Source organism: Pokkaliibacter sp. MBI-7, assembly GCF_029846635.1.
Lineage (GTDB): Bacteria > Pseudomonadota > Gammaproteobacteria > Pseudomonadales > Balneatricaceae > Pokkaliibacter.
In genome coordinates, this window is sequence record NZ_JARVTG010000002.1 from 929,399 (window position 1) to 955,532 (window position 26,134).

Sequence of the window (26,134 nt, forward strand, 5' to 3'; positions counted from 1 at the left end):
GCACTCCTGCCAGTAGCTCAGGGCTGTCTGTCGGGCCTGAGCCAGCGTGTTGATGTCGGTGCTTGGGGCATCGGTGAAGTGATAGGTGGCCAGCAACTGCGCGAGAAAATGGCGGAACGGCCCTACCCGCTCGGCATCGGCTTTGAGGTAGACGTGCTCCAGCGCGTCGATATGCACCATGCGCAGCTGGGCTTTGCGGTGCTGCATGGGCTTGATATGGAAGGATGGCAGGCGCTCATAGGCTTTGTAAGGCTCGACAATACCCAGTGCCTGCGTCAGATCGCCTGCATTTAACCAGATGCCTTTGCCTTCCACGGTGATGCGCAGGGGTTTGTCGTGATAGGTAAAGTCGTGGAAGCGCAGTTCCGGTGGCAGGTAACGGCCGGTCTTGCGGATGGCGGGCAGCACTTCGGCAGTGACCCATTTTTTAAAGCGTTTGGCTTCGGGTTTGCGGCTACGAAGAATCGCTGAGTACAGACCAGACTCGTTAATGATCAGCATTTCTTGATTGCCAGAGGTGTTCTGAACCTTCTGCTGGCTGCGAATCTGAGGGGTACTCACATTCTGAGTACCCTTTTCGTCATCATCGAGATTTCGACACATGTTGTGAGCGTCGCGATACTGAAGTGCGTCAGCGATATCCGATGCTACAAACCAAGGCTGGTCGTTGATCAGGACTGTTCGAATTTGGATTGAGTCAAACTGGAAAGGTACTACAGGGGTAGCAAGTGCTTGAGTAGCCATGACTGGCCTCCTTATGTTTTTAGTTCACAACAGCCAGTTAGTAGCTGGCAGCCGGGTGTCAACTAGAGCACATAAGGTAGCTCCGGGCCTATTCCCCTTGCGGGTGTTGTATTACGCCTCTCCACCCGGCCATTACGTGTCACGCAGGCGCGGCTGTACCTAAATTGCAGGCACAAAAAAACCGCAAAGGCTGTCGGGTGCGGATGTCCGCCTTATGTTTTCTAGTGGGGTGGAGTTTAGGTTGGGTTGGTGAGGGGTGTCAATACCAACCCTCATCAACTACTATGGATTTGTAATAACTGAGCATGGATAAAGGGAAAAATGAGAATCAAAAAATATATCCCACTTTTATTAAAGATAATTTTTTCGATTACTCTAGGCGTTCAGATACTAAGTGGCAGCTATCTACTATTGATATGGAATAAAATATCTGGCACTGAATTTGTTGCGCTAACAGTTAGCACACTCATAATATGCCTCGCCATAACATTGATTGGAAATATCGAAGAACTATCAATAGGAGGAAATATCATAAAACTGCGAGAAGCAAAAGAAGAAGCAGAAAATGCCCTGGAAAAGATACAAGATACTCAAGCAGCCCTCTTTATACTTATGCTAGAAATGTCAAAAAATCCTCCTGGCGGATTTTCCACCGAAGGACCAAAGGATCCAAGAATTGACACTTTTCTTAAAGTATTTAATTCAATCAAAAAATCAAGACTAGACATGATAATAAAAAATGAAATATATCAAACAGTCAATTTCTTATGCAAAACTCAATTTCGTCATGCATTATCAGTCAGCAGTGTCAACAATGAAACTCTCAACAAGTATATAAATACTGAGGAATCAATAAATGATAGGACACTAATTTCGATTATTTTAAGCAACTACACTTTAAGAAATTCAGAAAATAAAGATGATAAAGAACGATTAATATATGACGCTGTAAATGAGTATAGAAAGTTGCTAGACATTAGAAACAAATATAATAACAACTAATAAAAATTACTTACACTCACAATCCTTATTATGCAGCTGTGAATGCAGACATAGCTTAAATTAAATTTAGAATCCTGCGGATATATACTCATAATTGTGACTACTCTCCACCCTCAAATCCACCGGCACACACGTCTTAAGCAAATGCTGAAAGGCGTCAGTATTCGTATAGCTGGGATCAAGCCAGAGATCAAAGTCGTCAGGCTGGAGCATCAGCGGGATGCTCTTATCGTGGATATGAGAAAAACGCGGATGGGGCGGCAAGGTGATAATGCTGTACGACATCACCCGCTCCTCACCAAACTGCCACTGCCGGTACAGGCCACCAAAGGCAATGGCCTGATCCACCGGCTGGATGTAGTAGCGGGTTTTATGCCCCGGCTCGCCCTGCCATTCATAAAACCCCGACGCGGGGATAATCGCCCGGTGATATGTAAACGGCTCTTTCCAGAGCCTGCCGCTGCCCAGGTTGCCCGATCGGGCATTAAAAGTGCTGTACTTCGGCACAGGCCGATACCCCGGACGGTCAGGTTTGGGCTCGATCAGCAGCGACCACATCGCCTCCGACAGCGCTCTGCCCTGCCCCGACTCCCAGATAATCTGCCCCCAGCCCCCCGGCGCGATATTCTCCCGCGGCTCGGGCATGTCGAGCGGCATACCCACGTCTTCCATCAACTGGCGAACAACAGGCGAATCAGTGAGGTTGTAGCGGCCGCACATGGGGGTGACGTCCCTGTCTAACGGGTCAATGAGAGTTATAGACCCTAGTGATTCCTTTGAGTAGTTGCCTTATCAAGGCTACGTGGATCAAACGTGCCCACGTGTGTTCTGACACCGGAGCTATTAGCTTGCGAGCTCTCCACAGGATAAGTAGCTGAATATGAATTACTTATACGTGTGGCCGGGGATGCTGATGCTGATAAACATCGCCTTTTACTAAAATAAATTCACACCTTCTGGACATATAACCACTCTATCAGCTACACCTTGATGCGCTGTCAACGCTCTTTCAGGAAGCCAGGAGATGCTCTTATGAGTGACGCGTATTTAGGTGAAATCAGGATGTTCTCGTTCCCCTTCGCCCCCACCAGCTGGGCGAAGTGCGATGGTGCAACCATGCAAGTTGCACAGAATCAGGCGCTGTTTTCACTGCTTGGGAACAGCTACGGGGGGGATTTACAAACGTACTTCAACCTGCCCGACCTGCGTGGCCGCACCCCGATGGGTAATACCGATCCGAATGCCGCCACCACGCCCGGCGGCGCTGAAGCGGTTACGCTTACCGTCGCTCAGATACCTCCTCACAATCACGATGTGCAGGTCACCACGGAGACAGGCACCGATGCTGCTGCTAAAGATACCTTTTATGCAGGCGTCCCCCAGGGGGTCGGCCCCACTCCTGCCAATCTGTATGGGCAGGCATCTTCCAACTTAGTGAAGATTCAACCCTCATTGACGAGCACAGGAGGTGGGCAGGCACATAACAATATGCAGCCCTTTTTGGTGACGAACTTCTGTATCTGTATATCGGGCATTTATCCACCTAGACCATGGTGATTTTCAACGGTCTCTATTACGAAAAAAGAGGGTAGAAAAATGGAACCATATCTGGGTGAAATCCGTATTTTTGCCGGCAATTACGCGCCGGAAAATTGGGCTTTCTGTAATGGCCAGTTGTTAGCAATTGTTGATTATCAGGCTTTATATGCCTTAATAGGGACGACATACGGCGGTGATGGTCGGAGCACTTTTCAGCTGCCTAATATGAATGGCAGTGTCCCTATCGGACAAGGCCAGGGAACAGGGCTGACCAACCGGGTGATGGGGCAAAGTGGCGGCAGCCAGACGGTCACCTTAACAGAGGCGCAAATACCAGCTCATACCCATGATCTGTATTGCAGTACGTTAACCGCCACCAGTGCTACTCCCGCCCAAGATCTATTTTTCGCAGATACGGCAGACAGCATCTATCTGGTGTACACCAATCCGCAGCAAGGCCAGACTACACAAGATGTGAATTACAACGCTCAGGCCATCAGTGCAACGGGGAGCAATGCCGCGCATTACAATATGATGCCCTATATCGGCCTCAATTATATTATCGCTTTACAGGGCCTCTACCCAACTCAGCCATAGTCAGCCATTTAGCCTAATTGAATAACTCAGGAGAATTATGATGAGTGACTGTTTCATTGGGGAAATCAGGTCATTTGCTTTTAAGTTTGCCCCTCAGGACTGGGCGTTCTGTGATGGAGCATTGCTGAGTATTCAGCAGTACCAGGCATTGTGCGCGGTTATCGGTTTTAAGTTTGGTGGAGATAACAGGAATACCTTTGGTATTCCAGACCTTCGCCAAAAAGTAGTTGCCCACCCGACAACAACAGTCACGCCGGGAATGGTGCAAAATGTTCAATACGGTGTGTCATCAGGTGTCGCGTCTGTAACGCTGACGGAGTCACAAATGCCCGCTCACACTCACACACTGCACCGCTTAAATGTTCCGGGCGACTTTACCAATAAGTCTTCTGCGCCAGGCACCGGCAGCTATCTGTCTTCCTACACTTATCAAACGGGGCCTACCACCTTTACACAACTCACTGCGCTGGAAAAAGACGGCGCCCCCAACGCCACATTACACCCCGCTTCGATTGGCTCGGCAGGCGGTGGCCAGGCACATGAAAACCGCCAACCCTATCTACCCCTGAATATGTGTATTTGCCTGGATGGGGTCTATCCACCACGACCTTCATGACGCTAGTCGTATTATTTAGTCCATGCCCTGATTCTTCAGGGCATGGGCTCCTTTCATTTGTGCATTCAGGTAAGCGCAGGCAACGCTGGCCAGCCCACCTCCTCCGGGAATCCCTCTTGCTCTGGCACATCCCGCAAGGCCTGCCGGTAAGCGCGCAGTGCTTGTGGATCGTCGCCGTTATCAATGGCTTTATTGATCAGGTTGTCGGCCTGTTGCAGCAGGTGGTTGCGTTTTGCTCGCAGCTGGTCAGCCAGCCCGCTCAGTTCAAATGTGCGCTGAGCGAGGATGGCGGCCCGGTCCTCTGCATCGATACCCTGCTCTGCCATGTACTGTTCAGAATAATCAGTGTGGTACTGGCCATTGTGGATGTACGTCATAGGGCACCTCAAGCTGGGAAGTAAGCGGGGCGAAAGCCGAAAGCCGAGCTTTTGTTCGTCCGCGAATTGCTAAGCAGCAACGCTGCTACCCCGCTTACAGAACCACTATTCCAGCTTCCGCCACGCATAGCAGGGCGTGTACCGAAGTTTCTGGTGTAGATTGATCCATCCGCAACCGCGGCAACTGGTTCAATAAGCAATCGGCGCAGGAGCTGGCTTGATGAATATGATGCGCTTTTTGTCATGCTCCCCCATGCAACAGAATTGAAATAGCCTGAGTTGCTATCGTCTCCGATAGCTCCCATTCTGTTTTCTATGGATCCAGATAGAACCGGCGCCCCACCCGATGTTGACGTGCTATCAAAATAGACCGGGAGAGACGACCATGACGATTCTGATGACGCCGGGCTGTTATCCTGAGAGCAATGAATCTGGCCATCGACAATATTTAGCTGATCATTCCACTCCCACAAATTTCCGACTAAGTCATGTATCCCCCACCCATTGAAACAGTGGCTCCATGTATCAGGCCCTCTTCCGGTTTTAGTACACGGGGTTCCTGCTGAGTCTCCAGGCATGCCGCCATCTACACGTCGGGAAACTTCCCATTTACGTGAATGAGATTGGCCATAATTAGTGTTACCTCGCGGTATCGTGCCATTTGCAATGCACCACAGGGCGACAGCGGCCCATTCCCATGCTGACATAAGATGCCACCCCGCCCCTTTCTGAGTGCTCAGGACTTTAGCCTCTTCAAACGAGACTCCCGTCATCGGCGTCGCTCCACCAATGATTGCCGTATTGCTCCCCACGGCAGAAGCCAGGTATTTGCCAATCAGTATCTCTGGCCGCGCTACACCGTTGGTGAGAAAGGCCGGGTGCGTGCCGGTGCCGAGGTTGAGCGCCGTCAGGCCGAGGTCTTCACAGTTAAACCGGGGGATGACGACCATCACATTGGGGTTGCCCTGATCGTCGTAGATCACGGTATTTTTACCCCCAGTGGCGTACTCCACAGCCCGGCGCATCGGGTCGGGCACGTAGATCTGGAAGCTGGTCTGCAGGGCAGACTGTGCGCTGGCGAGGGCAATCTGCGCGGCATTGGCCGCTGAGGTGGCGGCCTGCGTTGCGGCTGTCTGGGCGGCGCTGGCGTTATTGCTGACGGCGGTCTGTTTGCTATTGAGCGCCGTGGTCAGCGTTTCCACCGCAGTGATCAGGGTTTGGGTGCTTTGCGACAGGGTGTCGAACTTACTCTGCAGTTCGGTGGCGTCTGCCATGGGTTAGTCTCCTGCTTTCTGAACGGTATCGGTGATCGGGTCATAGCGGTAATGCTGGGCGTCGAGCAGCTCGGGTACGCTGAAATACCGATGCGCGCTATCCAGCTGTTGCACCTGCTGGACTTGCTCATCGGTTGAATAGGTTGTGACCTGAGTGACGACGCCGCTGGCATCCACAGCGGCGACGGTAGGCATGGGTTATTTCCTGCTGGTAAAGGCGCTGAGCACGCAGTTGGAGACGGTGTATTTGAAGTTGCTGGGGTTGGTGAAAGCAGTCCATGTGTAGCTGATCACCAGCTGAGCGGTGAACGCGCCGGTGGCCTGCAGGTAGTAGCGCATAAATACTTTGCCGCTGATCGGGTCGTTAAACCGGTCTACCGCGAGAAAGCCGCTATAGCTGCGCACGGCTGCTCCGTTGATGAACAAAGCGGGCCTGATCTTCACCGCCGCCCCGGCTGTCGCGTTGTAATCGGTGACGCTGAGGTCACAGGCAACATCGATGTTCATCTGGTCGCCATTGATTGCCGGCACCACCAGTGTGCTGAAAACATCATCGCCGCTGGTGGCCGTGAATGACCCCGCTGACAGAAAACGGCTGAAGCCGTTACTGGCTGCAAAGGCACTGAGGGTGACGGCGCCGTTTTTGATGTGCACCGTATCCACAGCCAGCTGGCCGATTTTGGCTGAGGTGATGGCGGCATCAGCAATATTGGCGCTGCCGACCTGCAGGCTGGCGACGTCCAGATAATCGACTTTCAGCTTGTCGTTCTGAAACACCAGCGAGCCGGTTGAGCTTTTTAGCTTGCTAACCACCAGATCTTTGATCACGGCGGCGGCCACATAGACCTTGCCGCCATCGATGATGAACGGCATCGCCCCGACCTGATTGTCAGGGCTGGCAACGTAGAAGCGGTCAGCACGGATACCAAACTCGCTGCTGCTGCCATCGTTATACAGCCCAAAGCCGATCACCCGGCCATTGCTGTCGAGCTTGACCATGTACTGCGTCACTACCTGGCCGACGGCATTGGCCGTCGCTGTTGCGGTTTGCTGCACCGAGCCGAGGGCATCCCCCAGCTGTGCCTGTACCGTAGTGATCTGACTGGCAAGGCTGCTGTCGGCATTAGCACGGGCGGTTTGCTCGGTGGCAATGGCCGCCGCATTGCTATTGGCTTTGGCCTGCACGGTAGTGATCTGCGAGCTCAGCGATGAGTCGGCATTGGCACGAGCGGTCTGCTCTGCCGTAATCGCCGCCGTGTTGCTGTTGGCTTTGGCCTGTACGCTGCTGAGCTGGGTGCTCAGGGCAGCATCAGCATCGGCGCGGCTGCTTTGCTCTGAAGCAATGGCTGCCGTGTTGCTGCTCACGCTGGCCTGCACACTACTGAGCTGGCTGGCCTGCGCGGCATCTGCCGTGGTGCGGGCGGTCTGCTCGGTGGTGATGGCAGCGGCGTTGCTGGCCACACTAGCAGTGAGTGAGGTTAAGCGCTCTGCGACGGCCTCCTCCGCCGACACTCTTACCACCTCTTCTGTGCGTGCCGCTGCCCCCAGGGCGTCGCGCTGCACCTGTGTGCCAGCACTTCGCACGGCCTCCAGTAAGTCACGTTCGGTATTGGCCTCCTTTAAATCGGTGATGGCGGCCTGCGCAGTGCCCAGATCAGTGCGGATCACACTAGCTACCGCCGCTTGTGCCGCATCACCGTCAGCCCGTGCGCTTTGCTCAGAGGTGATCGCCGCCGTGTTACTGGCAACGGTCGCCTGCAAACTGCTCAGCTGGCTGGCCTGCGCACTATCAGCATTCGCCCTTGCCTGTTGCTCTGCTGCAATGGCTGCATTGTTGCCATCCACAGTGGCCTGCATTGCTGCCAGCTGGGTGCTGAGTGCAGTGTCAGCATTGGCTCTGGCAGTTTGTTCGCCAGTAATGGCTGCTGCGTTACTGTTGGCTTTGGCCTGCACACTGTTGAGCTGAGTGCTCAGGGCGCTATCAGCACTGGCGCGGGCGGTTTGCTCAGAGGTGATGGCTGCCGCGTTGCTGTCTGCTTTGGCCTGCACCGTCGCCAGTTGCGAACTCAGGGCTGAGTCTGCATTGGCGCGGGCGGTCTGCTCGGTGGTAATGGCAGTGGCGTTGGTGTTGGCTTTGGCCTGTACCGAACTGATCTGGCTACTCAGCGCTTCATCCGCATTAGCCCGGGCAGTCTGCTCTGCCATGACGGCAGCGGCATTGCCTGCCACATCAGCCTGTAACGCTGTGAGCAGGCTGGCCTGCGCACTGTCTGCATTGGCTCTTGCCTGCTGCTCCGCCACGATGGCGGCGCTGTTCTCACCTGTTATCGCCTGAAGGGCGGTCAGCTGGGTGCTCAGGGTGGTATCGGCATTGGCGCGGGCCTCCTGTTCGGTGGTAATAGCAGCGGTATTGCTGTTGGCCTTGGCCTGAACGCTGCTGATCTGGCTACTCAGGGCCGCATCGGCACTGCTGCGGGCGCTCTGCTCGGTGGTGATGGCCGCCGTGTTACTGGCAACAGTCGCCTGCAAGCTGCTGAGCTGGCTGGCCTGCGCGCTGTCTGCCGAGGCACGGGCAGTCTGCTCGGTGGTAATGGCTGCGGCGTTGCTGGCCACACTGGCGGTGAGTGAGGTTAAGCGCTCTGCGACGGCCTCCTCCGCCGACACTCTTACCACCTCTTCCGTGCGAACCGCTGCCGTCAGGGCATCCCGCTGCACCTGTGTGGCTGCCGCGCGCACCGCAGCCAGCAGATCATTATCCGCACTGACCTGCTGCAGCTCGGTAATGGCCGCTTCAGCACCCGTTAGGTCGGCACGGATCGACGCAGCCACCGCCGCCTGTGCCGCATCACCGTCAGCCCGGGCGCTTTGCTCAGAGGTGATCGCCGCCGTGTTACTGGCAACGGCCGCCTGCAGGTTGCTGAGCTGGCTGGCCTGCGCGCTGTCTGCATTCGCCCTTGCCTGCTGCTCTGCCACGATGGCTGCATTGTTGCCATCCACACTGGCCTGCATTGCTGCCAACTGGGTGCTGAGCGCGCTGTCAGCATTGGCGCGAGCGGCTTGCTCAGTGATGACAGCAGCTGCGTTGCTATCGGCTTTAGCCTCTACGGCGGTGAGCTGGGTGCTAAGCGCAGCGTCTGCATTGGCGCGGGCGGTTTGTTCCGTGGTGATGGCTGCCGCGTTGCTGTCTGCTTTGGCCTGCACCGTCGCCAGTTGCGAACTCAGGGCTGAGTCTGCATTGGCGCGTGCGGTCTGCTCTGTAGTGATGGCCGCCGCGTTGGTGTTGGCTTTGGCCTGTACCGAACTGATCTGGCTACTCAGCGACTCATCCGCATTGGCCCGGGCAGTCTGCTCTTCCACGACGGCAGCGGCGTTACCCGCCACATCAGCCTGTAACGCTGCGAGCTGGCTGGCCTGCGCACTGTCAGCATTGGCGCGCGCGGTTTGCTCGTTCGTTATGGCTGCCGCGTTGCTATCCGCTTTAGCCTGTACAGCAGTGAGCTGGGTACTCAGCGCCGCATCCGCATTGGCACGGGCGGTTTGCTCTGCCGTAATCGCCGCCGCGTTGGTGTTGGCACTGGCCTGTATGCTGCTGATCTGGCTACTCAGGGCGGCATCGGCACTGCTGCGGGCGGTCTGTTCAGCGCTAATAGCCGCGGCATTCCCTGCTGTATCGGCCTGCAAGCTGCTGAGCTGGCTGGCCTGCGCGCTGTCTGCCGAGGCACGGGCAGTCTGCTCGGTGGTAATGGCTGCGGCGTTGCTGGCCACACTGGCGGTGAGTGAGGTTAAGCGCTCTGCGACGGCCTCCTCCGCCGACACTCTTACCACCTCTTCCGTGCGAACCGCTGCCGTCAGGGCATCCCGTTGCACCTGTGTGGCTGCCGCACGCACCGCAGCCAGCAGACCATTATCCGCACTGACCTGCTGCAGCTCGGTAATGGCCGCTTCAGCACCACTGAGGTCTGCCCGGATCGACGCAGCCACCGCCGCCTGTGCCGCATCGCCATTAGCCCGGGCGCTTTGCTCAGAGGTGATCGCCGCCGTGTTACCGGCAACGGCCGCCTGCACACTGCTCAGCTGGCTGGCCTGCGCGCTGTCTGCATTCGCCCTTGCCTGCTGCTCTGCCACGATGGCTGCATTGTTGCCCGCGACCGTGGCCTGTAGCCCCGCCAATTGGGCCACCTGTGCCGCATCAGCTTCCGCGCGCGCAGCCTGCTCTGCCGTCAGGGCGGCGCTGTTCTGCCCGGTGATGGCCGTCAGCTGGGTAAGGTTATCTGCCTGTGCTGACAACGCGGTACTGTGCGCCGTTTGTACGGTGCGCACTTCGGCAAGATTGCCATTGAGGTCGGTACTCAGCGTGGTGATGCGTTCAGCCAGTGCCTCATCGTCAGCGGCCCGCACGGTTTCTTCCACGCGGATTGACGCTGCCGTACTCTGCCGCTGCACCTGAAGACCCGCCTGCCGGATGGCAGAGAGCTGATCCTGCTCCGTGTTGACCTGTTGCAGCTCAGTGATGGAGGCAGAAAGCTGATCCCCCTGTGCCATACGCTCGGCGTGCTCAGCCTGTAGCGCAGCAATACGGGCAGACTGCTCAACGCTTATCTTGCTGATCAGCCCGGCTTCGGCAGTGGCAAGGTCGTTCTGCACGGAGCTGATTTGCACGGCGGCCGAATCGACACGGGCACCCAGTGCCGATGTCGACTCTGCCAGCTCTTGCTGCACCTGACTGATCTGCTGACCTGCCACATCAACGCGGGCGCTCAGCGCCGATGTTGACTCTGACAGGCCCTGCTGTACCTGACTGATCTGCTGATCTGCCGCATCAGCACGGCCACCCAGTGCCGTTTCAGCCTCTGCCAGGTCCTGCTGCACCTGACTGATCTGCTGATCCGCCACATCAACGCGGGCATTCAGTGCTAATGCTGCCTCTGACAAGCCCTGCTGCACCTGACGGATCTGCACATCAGCGGCATCAACACGACCATTCAGCGTGGCCTCGGCTTCGGCCAGCTCTTGCTGCACCTGCCCAACCTGCGCGGTCACGGTGTCAACCCGGCCTGTCAGTGCCGTCTGCGCATCACTCAGGCTGGTTTGGGTCTGCTCCAGCCGCTGGTCGACTTCTTCCACCGCCGCCTGCAGGCGCTGTGACACAGAGCCTGCGACATCGGTCGGGGCATCGATCAGATCAATTCGCGCTGCCAGATCCTGATAGAGCTGGCCTTCGCTGATCTGCCCGCTCAGCACCTCAAGAATCGTTGCCGGGTCGTTTTTGGTGGTGGCCTGCAGCGGGTACCAGCCGCTGACGCCATACGCGTTATAGCCACGCACGTAGTAGTAATAGGTGGTATCCGGCGTCAGGCCGGTATCAGCCAGCGACTCCGAACGCCCACGAAATACCGCATTACTGAGAATGGCCGCCGACGCTAACGCCGTGTTTGAGCGGTAAAACTCAAACAGCTGCGCGCCGTAGCGATACTTCGCCAGTTGCGGCACCAGTGTGATGGCAAAGTTGTCGGTGGTGATCTCAACCGTGCCGGGCATTTGCGGGGCCAGCAGGCTGCTGATAGTGGTCGTGAGCACCGTCCAGGCGCTCAGCAGACCTGTCCCGGTGACGGAGCGGACGCGGATCTGCCAGTCCCCTTCGTCAGCATCCTTAACATCGATGCTGGTCAGCGAGGTGGTGCCCAGGGTCTGCCACGACACCGCCGCCGGGGCGATCACTTCCACCGCATAAAACTGCACGCGCGGGTCATCGGCAGGCGTCCAGCTGATGGTCAGCCCCTGATGGGTGATCCCCCCGGCCAGATAGGTGTATACCTCGGCATTGAGTGCCAGTGGGGTGGCAATGCGCCCGGTGGGCAGCAAGGTGTAACGGGTTTCCGGCAGGTCCAGCCCCAGCTCCACCCGGGCATACTTGGTTGGCTCATGCTGCAGGCCGGTGACGGTGTATTTGCCCTCCCCGGCATCCACCACGCCGAGCACACGGAACTGACGCGGCTCGACGCTCTCCGATGACAGCAGCCACAGTGCGGCCTTGATGGGGGCAGCACTGAAGGGCTCCGCCACGGTGATACGCTGCCCGGTCAGCTGCTGCACCTGTCGCCGCTCTAACGCACCATTGGGCAGCACGACACTGAGATACCAGCTGGCATTGCCCAGCGTGTCGGGTGCGGCGTCCAGCGTCAGGGTTTGCAGGCCCGGCTCAAGAATACGCCCGCCCAACCGCTGACCGGCATAACGTGGGTCGTGCAGTTTGATAATGTCGCCGGGGCGCAGATCGGCATGGTCAGTACCGGTCTGGTATTCCACGCTGTCTGTCTCGGCACTTTCGGAATAAAGAATCCAGCGGCCAAACCGGTGCGCCTGGCTGCGGGTGGTGCAGCCATAAGCGGTGACATCGGTGGTGGTGTAGCCGTACTGCTCGATCAGGTCGGCATCTTCCACCACTTCAATGGCACTCTGATAGAAGTCAGCCGGGTCATTCCATGTCACACGGGCCACACTGTGCCGCGCGGTACGGGAGCTGCCGATGATCTTTAGCGAGCCTTCGATGATGTTGGCCGGGGTGACAATTTTCACTGCATCGGCCGGAGCATCCTGCACCGCCACCACTTCGTTGGCGCCCCAGTAGATCATCCCGCGGAAGGCACTGGCCAGCGTATTGAGGACGTTATACGCCTCGGCCTGACTGTTGATCACCGTGTTGAGCACAAAGCGCGGCTCGGTGCCGCCCTGACCATCGGGCACCCGTTCATCGCAGTAGCGGCCAATTTCATACAGCGACCACTTATCGGTTTTGCTCAACCCCGCGCCATAGCGGGTATTGGTGGCCATGTCGTAAAACACCCAGGCCGGGTTATTACTCCATGCCTGTTTGAAGGTGCCGTCCCACAGGCCGGTATAGCTGCGACTCTCCGGGTCATAATTGCCCGGCACGCTGATAATACGCCCGCGCACCTGATAGGCCCGCTCAGGAATGCTGCTGCCGAACTGCTGGGCATCCACTTCCAGCCCGATCAGCGCGCTGTCCGGGTAGGACAGCTTGGCATCAATGATTTCGGTATAGGTCGACCATATTGTCTGGTTGCGCAGGTTGATCTGGTCGCTGTCTTCGGTCAGTCGCCGCACGCGGATATCCCACGGTGCATTACCCGTCAGGTTCACCCGGTACTGGCGCTCATAGGTCGAGGTGGTTTTGCCCTGAATGTAATCGGTGGTGGCGATGGCCCAGGTGCTGTTGGCAGCCCGCACATCAATGGCTACCTGCACACTGCTGCCGTGCATATCACCGGTGGAGGTATCCTGAAAACTGAGGGTCGGGATCTGGATCTTGACCCGCACGGCATCCACTTCCGGGTTACTGATGCTGCGTACCACGGGCGTGCCGAATGTGATTTCAGTGCTGACGCTGACTTCGGTTTCAGCACTGGGAAAGCCCGGGATATGCTCCTGATCGGGGTAGCCTTCACGGCTGACCACGGTCACGCCGCTGAAGTTAGTGCTGTCATCTTCATTGGCCAGCGGTGTCTTGTCGAAATAGACCGACTGCAACCCATTCACCAGCCCGACAATCGGCCCTTCAGAGATCAGATCGACCACACGAGCATAGCTGGTGCTTTGCAGGGTGTTCGGATCCTCCACCGCCACCCGACTCGCCGCCGAACTGGCGCCTTTGCCCCCTTTGCGGCCCAATACCTGCTGCTTACCCATCGGCAACTCGCTCACTTGAAATACCTGACGACACCACCACCGAGCCGGTGATGACCTCCCCGTAAACAATGGGCACGGGCACCCCCTGACTGGCCACGTTGACCGGGCCGTTAAACAGAAAACTGGCACGCTGGTCGGTGCTGTCCCCCGCGTCGTAACTGGCCGTGGGGGCCTGAGTCAGCATCTGGCTGACCCCGGAAACCGCCATAGCCGCACCAAACACAGCCAGCGAGCTGGCCGACACCCCAAAGCTGCCGACCGTAAAGGCGTTCCCCGACAGCGAGGCGCCGCCGGTGTAAAACGCCAGCGCGACCATGGCGACGCCGGCAATCACCTTGCCTGCCCCGCCGTTTTTGCGGCCACGCCCGGGCGGCAAGATATGCAGGCTGCTGGCCTGCCCCAGTGCCAGCTGCAGCCCCTGTTCACTCAGGTAAGTGCGCTGCCTGCCGCTGCCCCGGGCAACGCGCCAGTGGCCTGACTCCAGCACCTGCCGGAAGCCGGGCAGCTGGCACGACAGTGCGCGGATCGCCTCAGCACCGTCGCTGACCTGCAAATGAAAAGGCCCGCCGAAGCGAGCCCTGAGTGCACCGTAAAGATGGATGGTTTTCATGCCGGCGCCTCGCCCTCATCGGGCTGATACGGGCGCAGTTGGGCAAACCCGGCATAGCGCTCCGGGTTGCTGCCGCGCTGAATCTTCACCTGCCCGGCCGCCAGGTGCTCATAAGGCAGCACGCGATAGGGGCCGACCCACTCGCCGCCCAGTAACAGGTCAACGTCTGCCCCTTCGGGGATGTGCTGCTTAACCGCCTGCTCCAGGGCAATGCGTGAGGCAGTGAAGGTGTCTTGTAAAGCATCAATGTCGGGGTATGCGCTCATGGTTCACCTGCTAGTGAGTGATGACGAAGAACATGGGAGATATGGTTTTGCCAGCGGCTGATCGGCTCGCGGTGGCTGAGTCGGCTGGCGTCCACCGGGTGGCGTGCGGTGAGGTGATGCAGCGCCAGACCGCTGCCAAGGTAAATGCCGCCGTGGTTGGGGGTATCGCAGCGAATCTGGCAGAGGAAGACATCATGGGGGCGGATAGCTGCCTGACTTACCGGGCTGAAGCCCGCCTCGGCAAAGCCCTGCAGATATAGCTGCTGACCACTGCGCCACCATTCCCAGTCGCGGGGGAACTCAGGCAGGGCAATCGCCAGCTCAAGGCGATAGTAATCGCGGATCAGGCTATAGCAGTCTGTCACGCCATGGCGGAAGCCGCGCCCGATCAGTGGATCAGGCGGGATGCCCTCACCCCACCAGAACGGTGGGCCGCAGCGCTCACCGTCATAACAGGAGACGATGCCCCAGGGCACAGCGGTATCACGCTGGCCCTGCATATCGGCAGCGCTCGGGCAGTCAGGGCCGTCCGGGTGGCTGTGTACCACGGCCAGCAGCCCTTCTGTCATGGCCTGCTGCCAGTCAGCCGTGCTGATACGAAAGGCGTTTTCGGGGTCTGGGTCGGTATTGCGGACCACACGGGCACCGGCCTGTGTGATCAGCAGCACCCCCTCACAAGGGTATGCCTCCAGCGCCATACGCCGGATCGCATCGCTGTAGTCATCAAACATGGGAGACTCCTGAAAGATCAGTAGCGTTTGACACCGGGAAAGGCGCGGGTGGGCAGCGTGGCGTTTTCACCAAAGCGCAGTTTGCAGTCACGCAGGCGCTTACCACAGCGATCTTCCGCCGGGCTGACGGCTTCACCCTGCGGGTTGTAACAGGCATCACCGGCATAGGGACAGGTCGCATTGCTGTAAACAAACTGGCCGTTGCGGTAATAGCGGTAGGCATGGGTGCAGGTATCGCGCAGTACCAGCCGCCTGGGCAGCTTGACCCCCTGCTGATCCAGCTGGGTTTTGAGGGTAAAGCGGATGTACTCGCTGGTGTGCTCGGCCTTCTGGTCAATCACAAAGTAATCGATCGGGAACAGCGCTTCCGGGTCGGGGTCGCTGCCGTCATCCAGATGATGGCGATAGGTCCGCAGGCGGCGAATCTCGCAGCCGAGGATATCGTGGGTGCCGATCACCAGCCCCACTACATCCGGGTTAATACAGCTGATGGTCAGCGACGGCTGCGGCAGGGTGCCTGTGCCATTCCACTGAAACCCTTCTGCCTGAATGGGCATCGGGGTGTACTCATAGCCGTTGAAGCGTGCCGGGCCGCCATCGACGGGGGCGGTAATCCAGCGCAGTACGCCCAGCTGCCAGGCGGTGGCATCCATCTCGAACAACTCGACGATAGCCTCCTGCTCCAGCTGCTGCGACTCGCGGGCGATGATGTCGCTCATGGGTCAAAGTTCTCCTCTAACTGGGCGGTGATGGCGCCGCGCCGGTACGACGTCGGCTTGACGTAATTGAGTGCCGAACACAACCACTGGCGCGGCTGCGATTCCCACGCGGGCTGATACAAAAAGGCGGTGACGCCCTGCGTACCGCGCAGAAAGTCATAAAGGGTTTGCCAGTCTTCCGGCTCCAGCAGGGTCCAGTTCAGCGTCAGGGTATCCGCCACCGAGTTCAGCCCTTTGGGCCTGCGCTGGCTGTAACCATCACCGAAGCTGACTTTATCGATGGCAAAGGCGACCTGCCCCGCCGTGCCGTAGTCATGGGGAATATCAGGGAGGGTTTGCATGCTTATTTACTCAACAGGCCGCCGGGGCGTTTCTGCTCGATCAGGAACTGGGTAAAGCTGGCCCTGGTGCGGTCATCAATCAGCTTGCCCATCTGCTGCATCAGCGCCTGGCTGTTGCCGCTTTGCTGGGCGTTGCCATCCATACTGACGCTGATCACCGGGGCATAGGTGACGCTGATGGCACTATCACTGCGGCGGGTCTCAACCACCTTGTTCAGTAAGTCAGCCGTTTGGGTACGGCTGGTTACTGTTGCCGGTCCGCTGACCAGCACGCCGTTGACCAGCTCGTTGCCTTTTTCGGCCACGACCCCCGCCCCACCGGCCGCGATCTTGCCGCCGTTATCAAAGGCGCCCAGATAGGGCACTCGCTTTGCTACAGGTAACATCTGAGCCACAGGCAACATCTGAGCCGCAGGTAACATCTGAGCCGCAGGCAACATCTGAGCCGCAGGCAACATCTGAGCCGCAGGCAACATCTGAGCCGCAGGCAACATCTGAGCCGCAGGCAACATCTGAGCCGCTGGCAGTGCCGACATACGTTCAACTTCCCGCAGTATTTCACTGGTGCTATCGCGGCGGCTCAATGTCAGCTGCGGCAACACCTGCGCAGCGGGCAACATGGCGACGACCTTAGCCGCCTGGCTCAGCAGCGCGGCGGTATCCTCGCGCCCGGTCACGGTTGCCGGCCCCTTGATCAGGGTGCCGTTGACCAGCTCATCGCCGTACTCCGAGACAATGCCCCATTTCCCTCCGGGGATATGGCCGCCCTTGTCGTAGGCACCGGCAAAGCTGGTGCTCACTGCGGCTGCCGCTGCTTGTAGAGCCCCAGTCTCAACAAGAACTGTTCCCACCGCTGAAAGATTTTCCGGGAAAGGCGCACTGGCCCAGGCATTGGCCAGTGCCTCCTTGCTGCTGAGCAGAATGCTTTGCAGGGTGTAGAGTTTTTGCGCAATAAGCATGGCCTTGTAGGCGCCGCTCTGGCTACCGGCAAAGGTGTCATATAGCTGGGCAAAACCTTGCATACGGGCGATCTGGCTGGCCTGCTCATACTGCTCGACCTGCCGTGTATGCTGCTGCTCAAGCTGCGAGCGGGCGGCGGCGGCTTCACTGCTGACGCCGTAACGCTCATTTTCAAAGTCTCTCAGTAAGTCAAGGCGACGGTCATACCACTCTTTATATTGAGCATACTGCCGGTTCAGCTGGCTCAGCTCACTGAACGCACCACCGGTTTCGGGGCTTAAGGTCGGCACGGTAGGTGCATTCTCGACCAGCGCCCTGTTGAGGTTGCCCTGAGCTGTGTTGGCGACGGCCATCCCATCCTTCCCGGTGTAGCGGTTAGCCAGATGCTGGTTTTGCAGGGCCTTGAACAGGCTGTCATCCCTGACCAGCGCATTCGGTTGATTGGCCAGATACTGCTTGGCCTGCTCGTATTCCGTCAGCGAGATCTTATTGTTTTTGAGCAGCTCACCCAGTATCTGCTCCTGCTCAATACGCTTCTGACTTGCCTCCCACAGTGGGTCCATCTCACCGCGCAATGCCCGGTAGGCATTCATCATCTGCTCGATGGTCATCACGGTGTCGCCCGATGCGGTGGCGGCCTCTTTGGCTTTGCGTGCGTGGATATCGGCCATCTGCTCACGCACATTGGCCATGGCCGCTTCAAGCTCGGCGGCTTTGGCCGGGTCGCTGTCGCCCAGCCGTTTTCTGGCGGCCTCCAGCTCAGCCAGATCGGCTTTCAGCTTGTCGATCTGCGGCTGATATTTACTCAGCAGGGATTGCTCGTTTGGCGTGAGAAAGCCCGTTTGGGTATCAGGCACTGATGACGCTGAGCCAGCGCGTAACACCTGATTCATCTGAGTAGACACATAGCCTGCCGTGGCCTTGAGAAGCGTCTTCTGTTTCTCAAGCTCGGCCAGCTCTTGTGTTATATCCACCGCTGAAAACACCTCGTCCGATGCCACGCCGAATCCACTGGCCAGCGCTTGCTGGTAACGCTGTTTGGCATCGGCAATCTGCTGATCAACCGTGTTCAGCTGCTGGCTGATGTCGAAGGCTTTATCGTTGAGCTGAAACAACGACAGGCTGGCCAGCTGTTCACGCAGCGCAGAGGTCTGGGTGGTCAGCTTCTCTGTGCGGTCTTTCGCAGTCTCAAGGCTGGAAATGTAAGTGGCGTAGGCCGTTACTCCCAGAATCAGCGCCCCCGCCGGGCCGCCTACCAGATTGAGCGCCCCCTGCAGCCCACGCGACACGACACTGGCGCGGCGGGCCGCTTCGGCATAGTTGGCGGTGGCCGTGGCCGCCACAGACTGCGCGGCTGACAGCTTCTGGCTGCTGGTAGTCAGCGCGGTAATGGCGGCATTGTGCTGCTCGGTAGTGCGTGCGCTGGCCAGCGCCTGCTGGGCTTCCCGCTGGGCCTGCGCGGCCATCCACACCTTGCCATCGGCGCGGCGCTTCTCTGCGGCGGCCAGCGCCTCCTCCTGTTTCAGTTGCTGATAACTGGCTTTCGCTTCTGCCACTTTCGCGGCAGTGGCTGAGGCAATAGCAGGCAGATAGCGCGATGCCACCACGCCTGAGAGGGCAATCAGTGCTTCGTCCCAGTGCTCGGCCACCACGCCGCCCTGCTGCATGGCATCCACAAAGCGGTTGACGGGGTCCGTCAGCAGGCTGGCACTGCTGCCGCTCAGGCGATTCATCAGGCCGTCATACACACCCACCAGCCGCTTCATGGCCAGCTCGTAGTCTTTGACGGCCTGCGCATCCAGATCGGGCATAGCCACACCGAGGCTGCGCGCTTCAGCGGTGAAGCGTTTCAGCAGTTCGGCATTGCCACGCAGCAACGGCAGCAGGCGGCTGCCATCGTCGGCAAGCATTTCCATAAAGGTAATCTGCTCGCCGGTGGGCAATTGCGTTACCGCTTCGGCCAGCTTGAGGATCAGCTGATCCGGTGCGAGGTTTTTGAACTCCTCCACGTTGAGGTTAAGGGTCTTGAACAGGTCAACCGCCTCACCGCCGCCGTTGGCGATAAAGTCGTTCACCTTATCGGCGGTGTCTTTAAAGATGTCGCCCATCTTCTTGCCGCTCACGCCGACCTTGTCGGCAGCGTATTGCCAGGCAAGCAGCGTTTGCGATGACATGCCCAGGGTGTCGGCGAGGTTCACCGCCTCACTCACCGCCTCCACCCGGAATTTGGTGGCAAGCACACCGATGGCCGCCGTCACTGTGCCCAGCCCGGTGTTGAAGCGGGCATAGGCAGCACCAGCACGGAGGATAATGCCGGTGCTGGCATCCATCTCTCTGGCCAGCGCTCTGACCTGCCGTTGTGCCACGCCGCTGCTGCGTTGCAGTTTCTCCTGCTCTTCCCGCGTGGTGCGGATTGCCCTGATACCGCCTTTGCTGTCGCCGGTGATGACGATGGCGGCTTCGTATTTATTGACCATCAGCGTTTTGTCTCTGCGAAATGTTGCAGTGCGCCCTGCTCGATCAGCTTGACCTGATCAAACACCTGCAGGGGCTGAGCTGCCTGAGTAAGGGTGATCACACCGAGAATGACGTTGCCATCGAGGCCCAGCGGCCCGGCGTCGGTCAGGCGCCAGTCCGTCGAACAGCGCACAAACACCTGCCATGCCTGATGATGCTCCGGCCAGATCTCGACCTGCTCCTGCTGCCGCAACGAGGCCAGCTGCTGCGCGATGTATTCCGGCGAGTAGCCATAAAACTGCAGCTCCTGCTCTCGCTCGTGCAGCTCTGCCACCGTGACAGGCCGATGGCCCGCCCAGCAGCGGCCCAGGTCGATCAGCCGTAGTTCTTTTTTGCCACCGCCTCGTTGTATTCGCGGATCAGTGCCGGGCCAGCACAGGGGTCATTCTTAACGGCCTCCAGCAGCTCGGCCTTGCTGAAGCCTTCCTGCTCCAGCTCCGGCAGATCAACCAGCACCAGATCAAGCAGGCGCTTTTCAGAGCTGACCACTTCGTCTGTCGGGGCAATGCGGAAGGTGGCCCGCAGCGTACTCTGGTCAAATTCGCCCTGCTCGTTGGGGATGTGCACGGTGACAAGGCGGGTAAATTTGCGGTCTTTAGTCAGTTGAAATTGCATGGTCAGCGCACCGTGATTTTGATGCCCACGTTACTGGCGTTAGGCAGGGGTTTGAGGTCAAAGGAGTAAGCCACCTGCCCGTTGATTTCGCTTTCCGACAGGTTGGTCAGCTGGGCTGTCACCTCCAGCTCGATGATGTTGCCCGCCACGGTGCCGTGCACGACCTTCAGGGTGCTGACCTGCACACCGTTATCTGAGCGGGTTTTGCTGAACCAGTTCACGGCGGCCAGTGACGCCGGGGCAATAAAGGTCAGCTTGCCGGTGGGCTGCATCTTGTAGAGCGCCGTTTCTTTCTGATTCGGCCGGTCGATGCGCTCCACCGTGCCGCCGCTGGCCAGCGTCAGTTCCGTGAGCGCAATATCAATGTCGTCTACTGTGGCGGTGGGCGTGTTGACCGCACTCGGTGGCACCGGGTCTTTAAAGGCGCTGGTATCCGGCGTGAGCACAGCCACTTCAGACGGGGCGTTGTAGCCGCCCATCATGCTGCTGAAGCTGAATTTGGGCAGCTCACCTTCTTTCAGGCTCAGCTCTACCAGACCCCGGGCGCCATCAATAATGTGCTGCTGCATCTTGTTGCCCGCCGCCACCCGCATAAAGGCGGCGGTGATCATTTCGTAGTTGCCATCGGCCAGCTCGTACGTCACGGCGGTACCGGCGGTGAGGGTTTCGGCATAGCCACAGGCCCGCAGCAACGGGCCATAACCCGGCGCCGTACCGGCTACCCCGGCTCCGGCGGCATACACCTCGAAGCTCAGCTCGGTACGCAGTTTGGTTTTGATCTCGCCGAAGTTGCCTTCACCCAGACGGTCTACCTCTTTACTGATAGCGTCGCCCTGCTGGTAACTGATCACCAGATTATTGACGTCTATGGCATGGGCACCGGTGAGGCCGACAGGTGCGCCACTGGTCGACTGAATGGCAGCCAGCAGGATTTTTTGCCGGAATGTCATAGGTTGCATGGCCATCAGCTGTTACTCCCGGTGGTGGGTTTGGTTTTCGCCGAAGCGGTTTTACTGGCAGGCTCGACAGGCGCGGCTGCACCCTCTTCTGCCACCGTGTCAGGTAGCGCTGCGGCACTCGGTTTCGATGCGGCAGGCACGCGCTGTCCATCGACCAGCACAAAGCTGCCGCCGCTCAGGGGGCTACGCATGGGGAATCTCCTGAAATAAAAAAACCGCCCGAAGGCGGTGTGATGTGACGTGACATCCTCCCCTGCCTAAAGGCAGGGGATTCCTATGGTGCTACGAATGAGTTGCCTCACGCATAGTCGCTTCGATGGGTTCCTGCTGCTGACGGCATGACTGCACCGCTCACTTCACAGGCCAGCCGGTCTATACCGACGCGCATCACCTCGGTCAGCACCTTGCGGTTGATCCGCTCGCCGATCAGGCGGCCCATGGCCCGGGCATCACTCACCTGCACTATTTCGGCATCCTGCTGTAAGGGCACCAGCGTCGGGGTCAGGTGGCTGTCGAACTGCAACAGAAAGCGCTGCTCGGTCAGCATCTGAGTTAGCAGGCCCATGGCCAGTGTGGACTGATCCACCGGCAGCGCGGGCATGGCCACGTTGCCCTGCTTCATCGCCAGCTCGCACTCCTGCCAGTAGCTCAGGGCGGTCTGTCGGGCCTGAGCCAGCGTGTTGATGTCGGTGCTCGGGGCATCGGTGAAGTGATAAGTGGCCAGCAATTGCGCGAGAAAATGGCGGAACGGCCCTACCCGCTCGGCATCGGCTTTGAGGTAGACGTGCTCCAGCGCGTCGATATGCACCATGCGCAGCTGGGCTTTGCGGTGCTGCATGGGCTTGATATGGAAGGATGGCAGGCGCTCATAGGCTTTATAAGGCTCGACAATACCCAGTGCCTGCGTCAGATCGCCCGCATTTAACCAGATGCCTTTGCCTTCCACGGTGATGCGCAGGGGTTTGTCGTGATAGGTAAAGTCGTGGAAGCGCAGTTCCGGTGGCAGGTAGCGGCCGGTTTTACGAATGGCGGGCAGCACTTCGGCGGTGACCCATTTTTTAAAGCGTTTGGCTTCGGGCTTGCGGCTTCGCAAGATCGCAGAATACAAGCCGGACTCATTGATAATCAGAATTTCTTGATCGCCAGAGGGGGTACGCACAATCTGCGTACCCTTCTCGTCATCATCGAGAGAACGGGTCATATCGCTAGCCATGCGATATTCGAGAGCCGCGGCTACGTCGCCAGCAATGAACCAGACTTGGCCATTTTGTTCGATGGTGCGGACGGCGTGTTGATCGAAAGAAAACGGAATGATGTTCGACATGATGAAACTCCTTTGATATTGAGTTTCCGCACCCAAACGCCAATTTGGGTGAGCGGAACCGTGCGGGTTGGCGTACCAGCTCAAAGGGACTGGCGAGCCCGAAGGCTCCCACGCACGGACCGCCCATAATGTAGGCGTGACCATGCCGAAGACAAAAAAATACCGCTATTAGGCGGTGGTTTTGTCCACCTTTGATTTCAGGGACGCCAATCCCAGGCCAATGATTTTGCACCGGCATGGGAAGTGTAGGGCGACTTGCAGGATAGCGTCAAGCCATCAGCTGTTACTCCCGGTGGTGGGTTTGGTTTTCGCCGAAGCGGTTTTACTGGCAGGCGCGGCTGCGCCCTCTTCTGCCACCATGTCAGGCATGCACAGTCCATCGACCAGCACAAAGCTGCCGCCGCTCAGGGGGCTACGCATGGGGAATCTCCTGAAATGAAAAACCGCCCGAAGGCGGCTGGTTAGCATTAATGGTCTGTTATTGAGTAAACCACTGCTTACATTGAGCAGCGACTCGGTTAAATGGAATTTTGTGCATGTCTATGCAAATACCCCACATGCATTTCTGAAAATAGTCCGGACCGTTTTTTTTAATAGTCATCTCACCTTTACTGATGAGCTTTCCATTACTAATCACCGCCGGGGCTGAGTTATATTGCCCTTGGGTTTCCCAGCATTCCTCACCGGTGCCATCTGCCCTAATGTTCACATATTGAGTTTGACCACCACCCTCTCCCACCCAATAGCCCGTCAAGTCGGGATCAGGTGTAGGCGTATATCTATGTGCAATATCATTCACTGCACATCCAGATAGCAGCAAAAAAGACAAGGCAATAACTCTCATGGCTGAACCTCATTAAATTGACGATTCAACTATAGTTATGCGCCCTTAATTCGGTCAATAACCTTGAATAGCACCTATCTGACGTACTGACGCTGGGTCCAGAAATCGCGCCAGAGCGACACCCGGCCAAACTGCCCGACCTGCTGGCCACCGCCGAACTCCAGCGGCTCATAACGGCCTCCGATGTCGTGGCCGAGCAAGGCCGTGCGGGCTGCCAGCCGCTGTGCTTCCAGATCGTCATGCTGGCAGATATGGCACACTGCCCAGCGCTGGGTGATGGGCTGCAGGGTGTAGGTCGCGAGAGACTCCCCCGCGCTTTCATCCACCTGCCATACCGCGACGGCAGGCAGCGTGTGTGCCAGTTGCAGCACTGACAGCTCCACGTCAAGGCGCAGGCGTGACTGCTCCAGCTCGTTGTCGACCATCTGGTCGGTGATCTGGGTGCTGGGGTCAGTGGCGAGCACGGTAAACAACACGTCTGCCGTGTCAGACAGAGCCAGAAAGCTGCCCTGCCGCAGCGTCACCACGAACTGCGCCTCACGGGCGACAGCGACACCATCGACGTACACCGGTGCGCCGCCGACCGGCTGATACACCACAAAGGGCATCGCCGGAGTATCCGTAAAGCGCACCGGGTAGACGCGCTCAAAGGCGGCTCTGAGGTTGTCCACCAGCGACGGCACTTCGATTGTGGCCTCCAGCCCCGTCGCCGGTGGTTGCCAGACGGTCAGCCCGGCCTGTTGCAACAACGCTGCGATCATCATGGCGGCCCCTCGCTACGCTGTTTTTGCAGGTAGCGCTGCAAGCCCTGATAGAAACGCGGCAGTATCTGCCCATCGGCGGCATTCAGGGCGCGGCGCATAAACCAGGTGGCGCGCTGGCCGGGGTGAAAGTAAAAACGGTTGTATGCCGGGTTCAGTACCCGCTTACGCTGGCCCGCGATCTGCCGGGTTTTGCGCCGTGAACGGCGGCGAATGCCCGCCTCAACGCCGTGCTCGTTCAGGCTGCCGATGTAGTCCTGAGCGTAGCCGCCCACTTTGCGCAACGGCCCGACCGCTACACCGGCCTTACCTGCGCCGATCTCCGGTAGCGTAAAGCCGCGTAATTTTTGCGCTGTGCGGGGCGTCAGTGTGCGGGAGGTAATGGCCCGTTTTAGTTCGCCGTCTTTCACCGGGGCCGTTTGCCGCATGGCGCGGGTGACGGGCTGGGCGGCGTAACGCAGCCCGGCTTTAATGGCCTTGTCACGCAGGCCGGCTTCCAGATCATCCAGTGCCTGACTGATCTGCTGCTGGTAGTGCAGTTCGAGCGACATATGCACCTCCAAATAAAAAACCCGCCGAAGCGGGTTTGAAAACTATGAAGTTAAAAGGGATTTACCACTTACAAGCCTCTTGCAGTGGTTTGATAGCCTCTGATAATCCACGCAGATCAAAGGTAGTTGTTACCGGACTTTCAGAATATGGAGTAACTTGCGCCAACAATTGATCATGGGTCATCAGCGACTTGATGTACGCAATATCTTTCCCGTAGTAGAAGGTAGCAGTGTTGTCAGTTGAGAGTGTCCACGTAGTAGTTTTCGCTTTTTCCTTGTCCAACCGCGTGAGAACTTCCGTTGTCTCAAGCCCTAGATATACCCCCCAGATGATGAATGCATCTGTACTATTTTCCTTGCACCTGAGCATCAGTGTGGGTTTGGTGGTTGTCATTCTTGAGGTAATGTAGTTCTCTGCTTCGAGTGTAAGAAATACGTTTGTACTGTCGTCAATAGGTGAGGTTTCAGTTCTAACGACCCATTTTCCTTTGTCGATAGCTTTCGTTGTCACAACGTTCTTATCAACACCCAGCTTCTCTGCCAGAGTATCAAAGCACACCAATCGCTCTCCGTTGCCCTTGATTGCAGCACACTTGGCAATTTCCTGCTTTTCATCTGCGTGTAGTAAAGGCGATACGCCAGCCAGCATTGCTGCAATTAACCACTTTTTCATTCGCCACCTCCCTTACAAAACGCTGACTATAGATACACGCCCACAAGGAGGTCAATCACACTTATGTCAAACTGTTACTTCACCTCCTTAGCCAGTATTCGCAGCTGTGCCCGCTTTCCGGTGGGGTCGTAGGCGGTGGTGATCTCCAGTGTTTTGCCGCCGGTCTGCAGGCGCATATCGCTGGTGACGCCGTCGAGGTAACGCAGCAGCACGTCGTAGACGATGTGTGCGACAGTGCCCTGATCGGCGTCGCTCTCGCTGCCACTGACGGCGATAACGGAAGCACGGCGGGTAGTAACGGGTTGCCATTCGGTGACTTCCTCCCCGGTTCGGTTGTGCACCTTCACCCCGCGCAGCAGGGTGATGCGGTGCCTGAGTTTGCCTGCACGCATGGTGGTGCCTCCGCA

26 protein-coding genes and 1 pseudogene are annotated in these 26,134 nt (G+C 58.1%); 4 read left to right on the forward strand and 23 right to left on the reverse strand.

What is annotated here, in order from left to right; all coding sequences use genetic code 11:
- Positions 1–372: 372 nt before the first annotated feature.
- Positions 373–744: pseudogene (locus tag QCD60_RS30660) on the reverse strand (Bro-N domain-containing protein); the annotation flags it as partial.
- A gap of 321 nt (positions 745–1,065) precedes the next feature.
- On the opposite strand from QCD60_RS30660, the gene QCD60_RS23905 reads away from it, so the two are divergent.
- Entirely contained in the window at positions 1,066–1,746 is a 681-nt protein-coding gene (locus QCD60_RS23905) for a hypothetical protein (protein ID WP_279789127.1), read from the forward strand.
- Positions 1,747–1,812: 66 nt separating this feature from the next.
- Here the strand turns inward: QCD60_RS23905 and QCD60_RS23910 are convergent, their stop codons facing one another.
- Positions 1,813–2,466 carry an SOS response-associated peptidase gene (locus QCD60_RS23910; protein WP_279789129.1) on the reverse strand — a complete coding sequence of 218 codons (654 nt, stop codon included), beginning with the start codon at positions 2,464–2,466 and terminating at the stop codon, positions 1,813–1,815.
- Positions 2,467–2,778: 312 nt separating this feature from the next.
- Here QCD60_RS23910 and QCD60_RS23915 point away from each other — a divergent pair, with 312 nt between their 5' ends.
- The 3 genes from QCD60_RS23915 to QCD60_RS23925 are packed head-to-tail and all read left to right on the forward strand — an operon-like array spanning position 2,779 to position 4,498.
- Entirely contained in the window at positions 2,779–3,303 is a 525-nt protein-coding gene (locus QCD60_RS23915; protein ID WP_279789131.1) for a tail fiber protein, read from the forward strand.
- A gap of 39 nt (positions 3,304–3,342) precedes the next feature.
- Complete coding sequence (locus QCD60_RS23920; protein ID WP_279789133.1) at positions 3,343–3,882, forward strand: tail fiber protein; 540 nt, start codon at positions 3,343–3,345, stop codon at positions 3,880–3,882.
- 37 nt (positions 3,883–3,919) lie between these two features.
- Complete coding sequence (locus tag QCD60_RS23925; RefSeq protein ID WP_279789134.1) at positions 3,920–4,498, forward strand: tail fiber protein; 579 nt, start codon at positions 3,920–3,922, stop codon at positions 4,496–4,498.
- A 65-nt stretch (positions 4,499–4,563) separates the two neighbouring features.
- Here the strand turns inward: QCD60_RS23925 and QCD60_RS23930 are convergent, their stop codons facing one another.
- The 21 genes from QCD60_RS23930 to QCD60_RS24030 all read right to left on the reverse strand — a co-directional run bounded on the left by QCD60_RS23930 (position 4,564) and on the right by QCD60_RS24030 (position 26,119).
- Positions 4,564–4,875, reverse strand: a complete 312-nt coding sequence (locus QCD60_RS23930) for a tail fiber assembly protein (protein ID WP_279789137.1) — start codon at positions 4,873–4,875, stop codon at positions 4,564–4,566.
- An 8-nt stretch (positions 4,876–4,883) separates the two neighbouring features.
- A complete protein-coding gene (locus tag QCD60_RS23935; RefSeq protein ID WP_279789139.1) occupies positions 4,884–6,149 on the reverse strand; it encodes an SUMF1/EgtB/PvdO family nonheme iron enzyme in 1,266 nt (421 codons plus the stop codon).
- Between the two features lie 3 nt (positions 6,150–6,152).
- Positions 6,153–6,344, reverse strand: coding sequence for a hypothetical protein (locus tag QCD60_RS23940; protein ID WP_279789141.1), 192 nt, complete (start codon positions 6,342–6,344; stop codon positions 6,153–6,155).
- Positions 6,345–6,347: 3 nt separating this feature from the next.
- Positions 6,348–13,871, reverse strand: a complete 7,524-nt coding sequence (locus QCD60_RS23945; RefSeq protein ID WP_279789143.1) for a phage tail protein — start codon at positions 13,869–13,871, stop codon at positions 6,348–6,350.
- On the reverse strand, positions 13,849–14,466 hold the full coding sequence (locus QCD60_RS23950) for a tail assembly protein (RefSeq protein ID WP_279789145.1): 618 nt from the start codon (positions 14,464–14,466) through the stop codon (positions 13,849–13,851). Before QCD60_RS23950 ends, QCD60_RS23945 begins: the two co-directional genes overlap by 23 nt.
- Complete coding sequence (locus QCD60_RS23955; protein WP_279789146.1) at positions 14,463–14,732, reverse strand: hypothetical protein; 270 nt, start codon at positions 14,730–14,732, stop codon at positions 14,463–14,465. The genes QCD60_RS23950 and QCD60_RS23955 overlap by 4 nt, the downstream gene beginning before the upstream one ends.
- Positions 14,729–15,463 (reverse strand): NlpC/P60 family protein, encoded by a 735-nt coding sequence (locus tag QCD60_RS23960; RefSeq protein ID WP_279789148.1) that lies wholly within the window; start codon positions 15,461–15,463, stop codon positions 14,729–14,731. The genes QCD60_RS23955 and QCD60_RS23960 overlap by 4 nt, the downstream gene beginning before the upstream one ends.
- Positions 15,464–15,480: 17 nt before the next feature.
- Positions 15,481–16,182: a phage minor tail protein L gene (locus QCD60_RS23965; protein WP_279789150.1), complete on the reverse strand. Its 702-nt coding sequence runs from the start codon at positions 16,180–16,182 to the stop codon at positions 15,481–15,483.
- Positions 16,179–16,523 (reverse strand): phage tail protein, encoded by a 345-nt coding sequence (locus tag QCD60_RS23970; protein ID WP_279789152.1) that lies wholly within the window; start codon positions 16,521–16,523, stop codon positions 16,179–16,181. Before QCD60_RS23970 ends, QCD60_RS23965 begins: the two co-directional genes overlap by 4 nt.
- Before the next feature lie 2 nt (positions 16,524–16,525).
- On the reverse strand, positions 16,526–19,960 hold the full coding sequence (locus QCD60_RS23975) for a hypothetical protein (protein ID WP_279789155.1): 3,435 nt from the start codon (positions 19,958–19,960) through the stop codon (positions 16,526–16,528).
- Positions 19,960–20,274: a DUF1799 domain-containing protein gene (locus QCD60_RS23980; protein ID WP_279789156.1), complete on the reverse strand. Its 315-nt coding sequence runs from the start codon at positions 20,272–20,274 to the stop codon at positions 19,960–19,962. Before QCD60_RS23980 ends, QCD60_RS23975 begins: the two co-directional genes overlap by 1 nt.
- A gap of 41 nt (positions 20,275–20,315) precedes the next feature.
- On the reverse strand, positions 20,316–20,615 hold the full coding sequence (locus tag QCD60_RS23985) for a hypothetical protein (protein WP_279789158.1): 300 nt from the start codon (positions 20,613–20,615) through the stop codon (positions 20,316–20,318).
- A gap of 2 nt (positions 20,616–20,617) precedes the next feature.
- The gene (locus tag QCD60_RS23990; RefSeq protein ID WP_279789160.1) at positions 20,618–21,580 is read right to left on the reverse strand and encodes a hypothetical protein; all 963 of its coding nucleotides are present in this window, start codon (positions 21,578–21,580) and stop codon (positions 20,618–20,620) included.
- On the reverse strand, positions 21,580–21,765 hold the full coding sequence (locus QCD60_RS23995; protein WP_279789162.1) for a hypothetical protein: 186 nt from the start codon (positions 21,763–21,765) through the stop codon (positions 21,580–21,582). The genes QCD60_RS23990 and QCD60_RS23995 overlap by 1 nt, the downstream gene beginning before the upstream one ends.
- Before the next feature lie 107 nt (positions 21,766–21,872).
- Complete coding sequence (locus tag QCD60_RS24000; protein WP_279789164.1) at positions 21,873–22,898, reverse strand: Bro-N domain-containing protein; 1,026 nt, start codon at positions 22,896–22,898, stop codon at positions 21,873–21,875.
- Positions 22,899–23,174: 276 nt separating this feature from the next.
- Complete coding sequence (locus QCD60_RS24005; protein WP_279789166.1) at positions 23,175–23,318, reverse strand: hypothetical protein; 144 nt, start codon at positions 23,316–23,318, stop codon at positions 23,175–23,177.
- A gap of 58 nt (positions 23,319–23,376) precedes the next feature.
- Positions 23,377–23,742, reverse strand: a complete 366-nt coding sequence (locus tag QCD60_RS24010; protein ID WP_279789168.1) for a hypothetical protein — start codon at positions 23,740–23,742, stop codon at positions 23,377–23,379.
- A 74-nt stretch (positions 23,743–23,816) separates the two neighbouring features.
- A complete protein-coding gene (locus tag QCD60_RS24015) occupies positions 23,817–24,506 on the reverse strand; it encodes a hypothetical protein (RefSeq protein WP_279789170.1) in 690 nt (229 codons plus the stop codon).
- On the reverse strand, positions 24,503–25,054 hold the full coding sequence (locus tag QCD60_RS24020) for an HK97 gp10 family phage protein (protein ID WP_279789172.1): 552 nt from the start codon (positions 25,052–25,054) through the stop codon (positions 24,503–24,505). The genes QCD60_RS24015 and QCD60_RS24020 overlap by 4 nt, the downstream gene beginning before the upstream one ends.
- 61 nt (positions 25,055–25,115) lie before the next feature.
- Positions 25,116–25,727, reverse strand: a complete 612-nt coding sequence (locus QCD60_RS24025; RefSeq protein WP_279789175.1) for a type VI secretion system-associated protein TagO — start codon at positions 25,725–25,727, stop codon at positions 25,116–25,118.
- Positions 25,728–25,801: 74 nt separating this feature from the next.
- Complete coding sequence (locus QCD60_RS24030; protein WP_279789177.1) at positions 25,802–26,119, reverse strand: phage head closure protein; 318 nt, start codon at positions 26,117–26,119, stop codon at positions 25,802–25,804.
- Between the last annotated feature and the right edge of the window lie 15 nt (positions 26,120–26,134).

Coding starts and splice junctions, on each gene's coding strand:
- QCD60_RS23970 (WP_279789152.1), bottom strand. CDS start 16,523: ATGCAAACCCTCCCTGATATTCCCCATGACTACGGCACGGCGGGGCAG.
- QCD60_RS23955 (WP_279789146.1), bottom strand. CDS start 14,732: ATGAGCGCATACCCCGACATTGATGCTTTACAAGACACCTTCACTGCC.
- QCD60_RS23965 (WP_279789150.1), bottom strand. CDS start 16,182: ATGAGCGACATCATCGCCCGCGAGTCGCAGCAGCTGGAGCAGGAGGCT.
- QCD60_RS24005 (WP_279789166.1), bottom strand. CDS start 23,318: ATGCGTAGCCCCCTGAGCGGCGGCAGCTTTGTGCTGGTCGATGGACTG.
- QCD60_RS23990 (WP_279789160.1), bottom strand. CDS start 21,580: ATGGCCATGCAACCTATGACATTCCGGCAAAAAATCCTGCTGGCTGCC.
- QCD60_RS23975 (WP_279789155.1), bottom strand. CDS start 19,960: ATGGTCAATAAATACGAAGCCGCCATCGTCATCACCGGCGACAGCAAA.
- QCD60_RS23995 (WP_279789162.1), bottom strand. CDS start 21,765: ATGCGTAGCCCCCTGAGCGGCGGCAGCTTTGTGCTGGTCGATGGACAG.
- QCD60_RS24000 (WP_279789164.1), bottom strand. CDS start 22,898: ATGTCGAACATCATTCCGTTTTCTTTCGATCAACACGCCGTCCGCACC.
- QCD60_RS23950 (WP_279789145.1), bottom strand. CDS start 14,466: ATGAAAACCATCCATCTTTACGGTGCACTCAGGGCTCGCTTCGGCGGG.
- QCD60_RS24020 (WP_279789172.1), bottom strand. CDS start 25,054: ATGTCGCTCGAACTGCACTACCAGCAGCAGATCAGTCAGGCACTGGAT.
- QCD60_RS23960 (WP_279789148.1), bottom strand. CDS start 15,463: ATGTTTGATGACTACAGCGATGCGATCCGGCGTATGGCGCTGGAGGCA.
- QCD60_RS23930 (WP_279789137.1), bottom strand. CDS start 4,875: ATGACGTACATCCACAATGGCCAGTACCACACTGATTATTCTGAACAG.
- QCD60_RS24025 (WP_279789175.1), bottom strand. CDS start 25,727: ATGAAAAAGTGGTTAATTGCAGCAATGCTGGCTGGCGTATCGCCTTTA.
- QCD60_RS23920 (WP_279789133.1), top strand. CDS start 3,343: ATGGAACCATATCTGGGTGAAATCCGTATTTTTGCCGGCAATTACGCG.
- QCD60_RS24010 (WP_279789168.1), bottom strand. CDS start 23,742: ATGAGAGTTATTGCCTTGTCTTTTTTGCTGCTATCTGGATGTGCAGTG.
- QCD60_RS23935 (WP_279789139.1), bottom strand. CDS start 6,149: ATGGCAGACGCCACCGAACTGCAGAGTAAGTTCGACACCCTGTCGCAA.
- QCD60_RS23985 (WP_279789158.1), bottom strand. CDS start 20,615: ATGCAATTTCAACTGACTAAAGACCGCAAATTTACCCGCCTTGTCACC.
- QCD60_RS24015 (WP_279789170.1), bottom strand. CDS start 24,506: ATGATGATCGCAGCGTTGTTGCAACAGGCCGGGCTGACCGTCTGGCAA.
- QCD60_RS23925 (WP_279789134.1), top strand. CDS start 3,920: ATGATGAGTGACTGTTTCATTGGGGAAATCAGGTCATTTGCTTTTAAG.
- QCD60_RS23905 (WP_279789127.1), top strand. CDS start 1,066: ATGAGAATCAAAAAATATATCCCACTTTTATTAAAGATAATTTTTTCG.
- QCD60_RS23915 (WP_279789131.1), top strand. CDS start 2,779: ATGAGTGACGCGTATTTAGGTGAAATCAGGATGTTCTCGTTCCCCTTC.
- QCD60_RS23940 (WP_279789141.1), bottom strand. CDS start 6,344: ATGCCTACCGTCGCCGCTGTGGATGCCAGCGGCGTCGTCACTCAGGTC.
- QCD60_RS24030 (WP_279789177.1), bottom strand. CDS start 26,119: ATGCGTGCAGGCAAACTCAGGCACCGCATCACCCTGCTGCGCGGGGTG.
- QCD60_RS23910 (WP_279789129.1), bottom strand. CDS start 2,466: ATGTGCGGCCGCTACAACCTCACTGATTCGCCTGTTGTTCGCCAGTTG.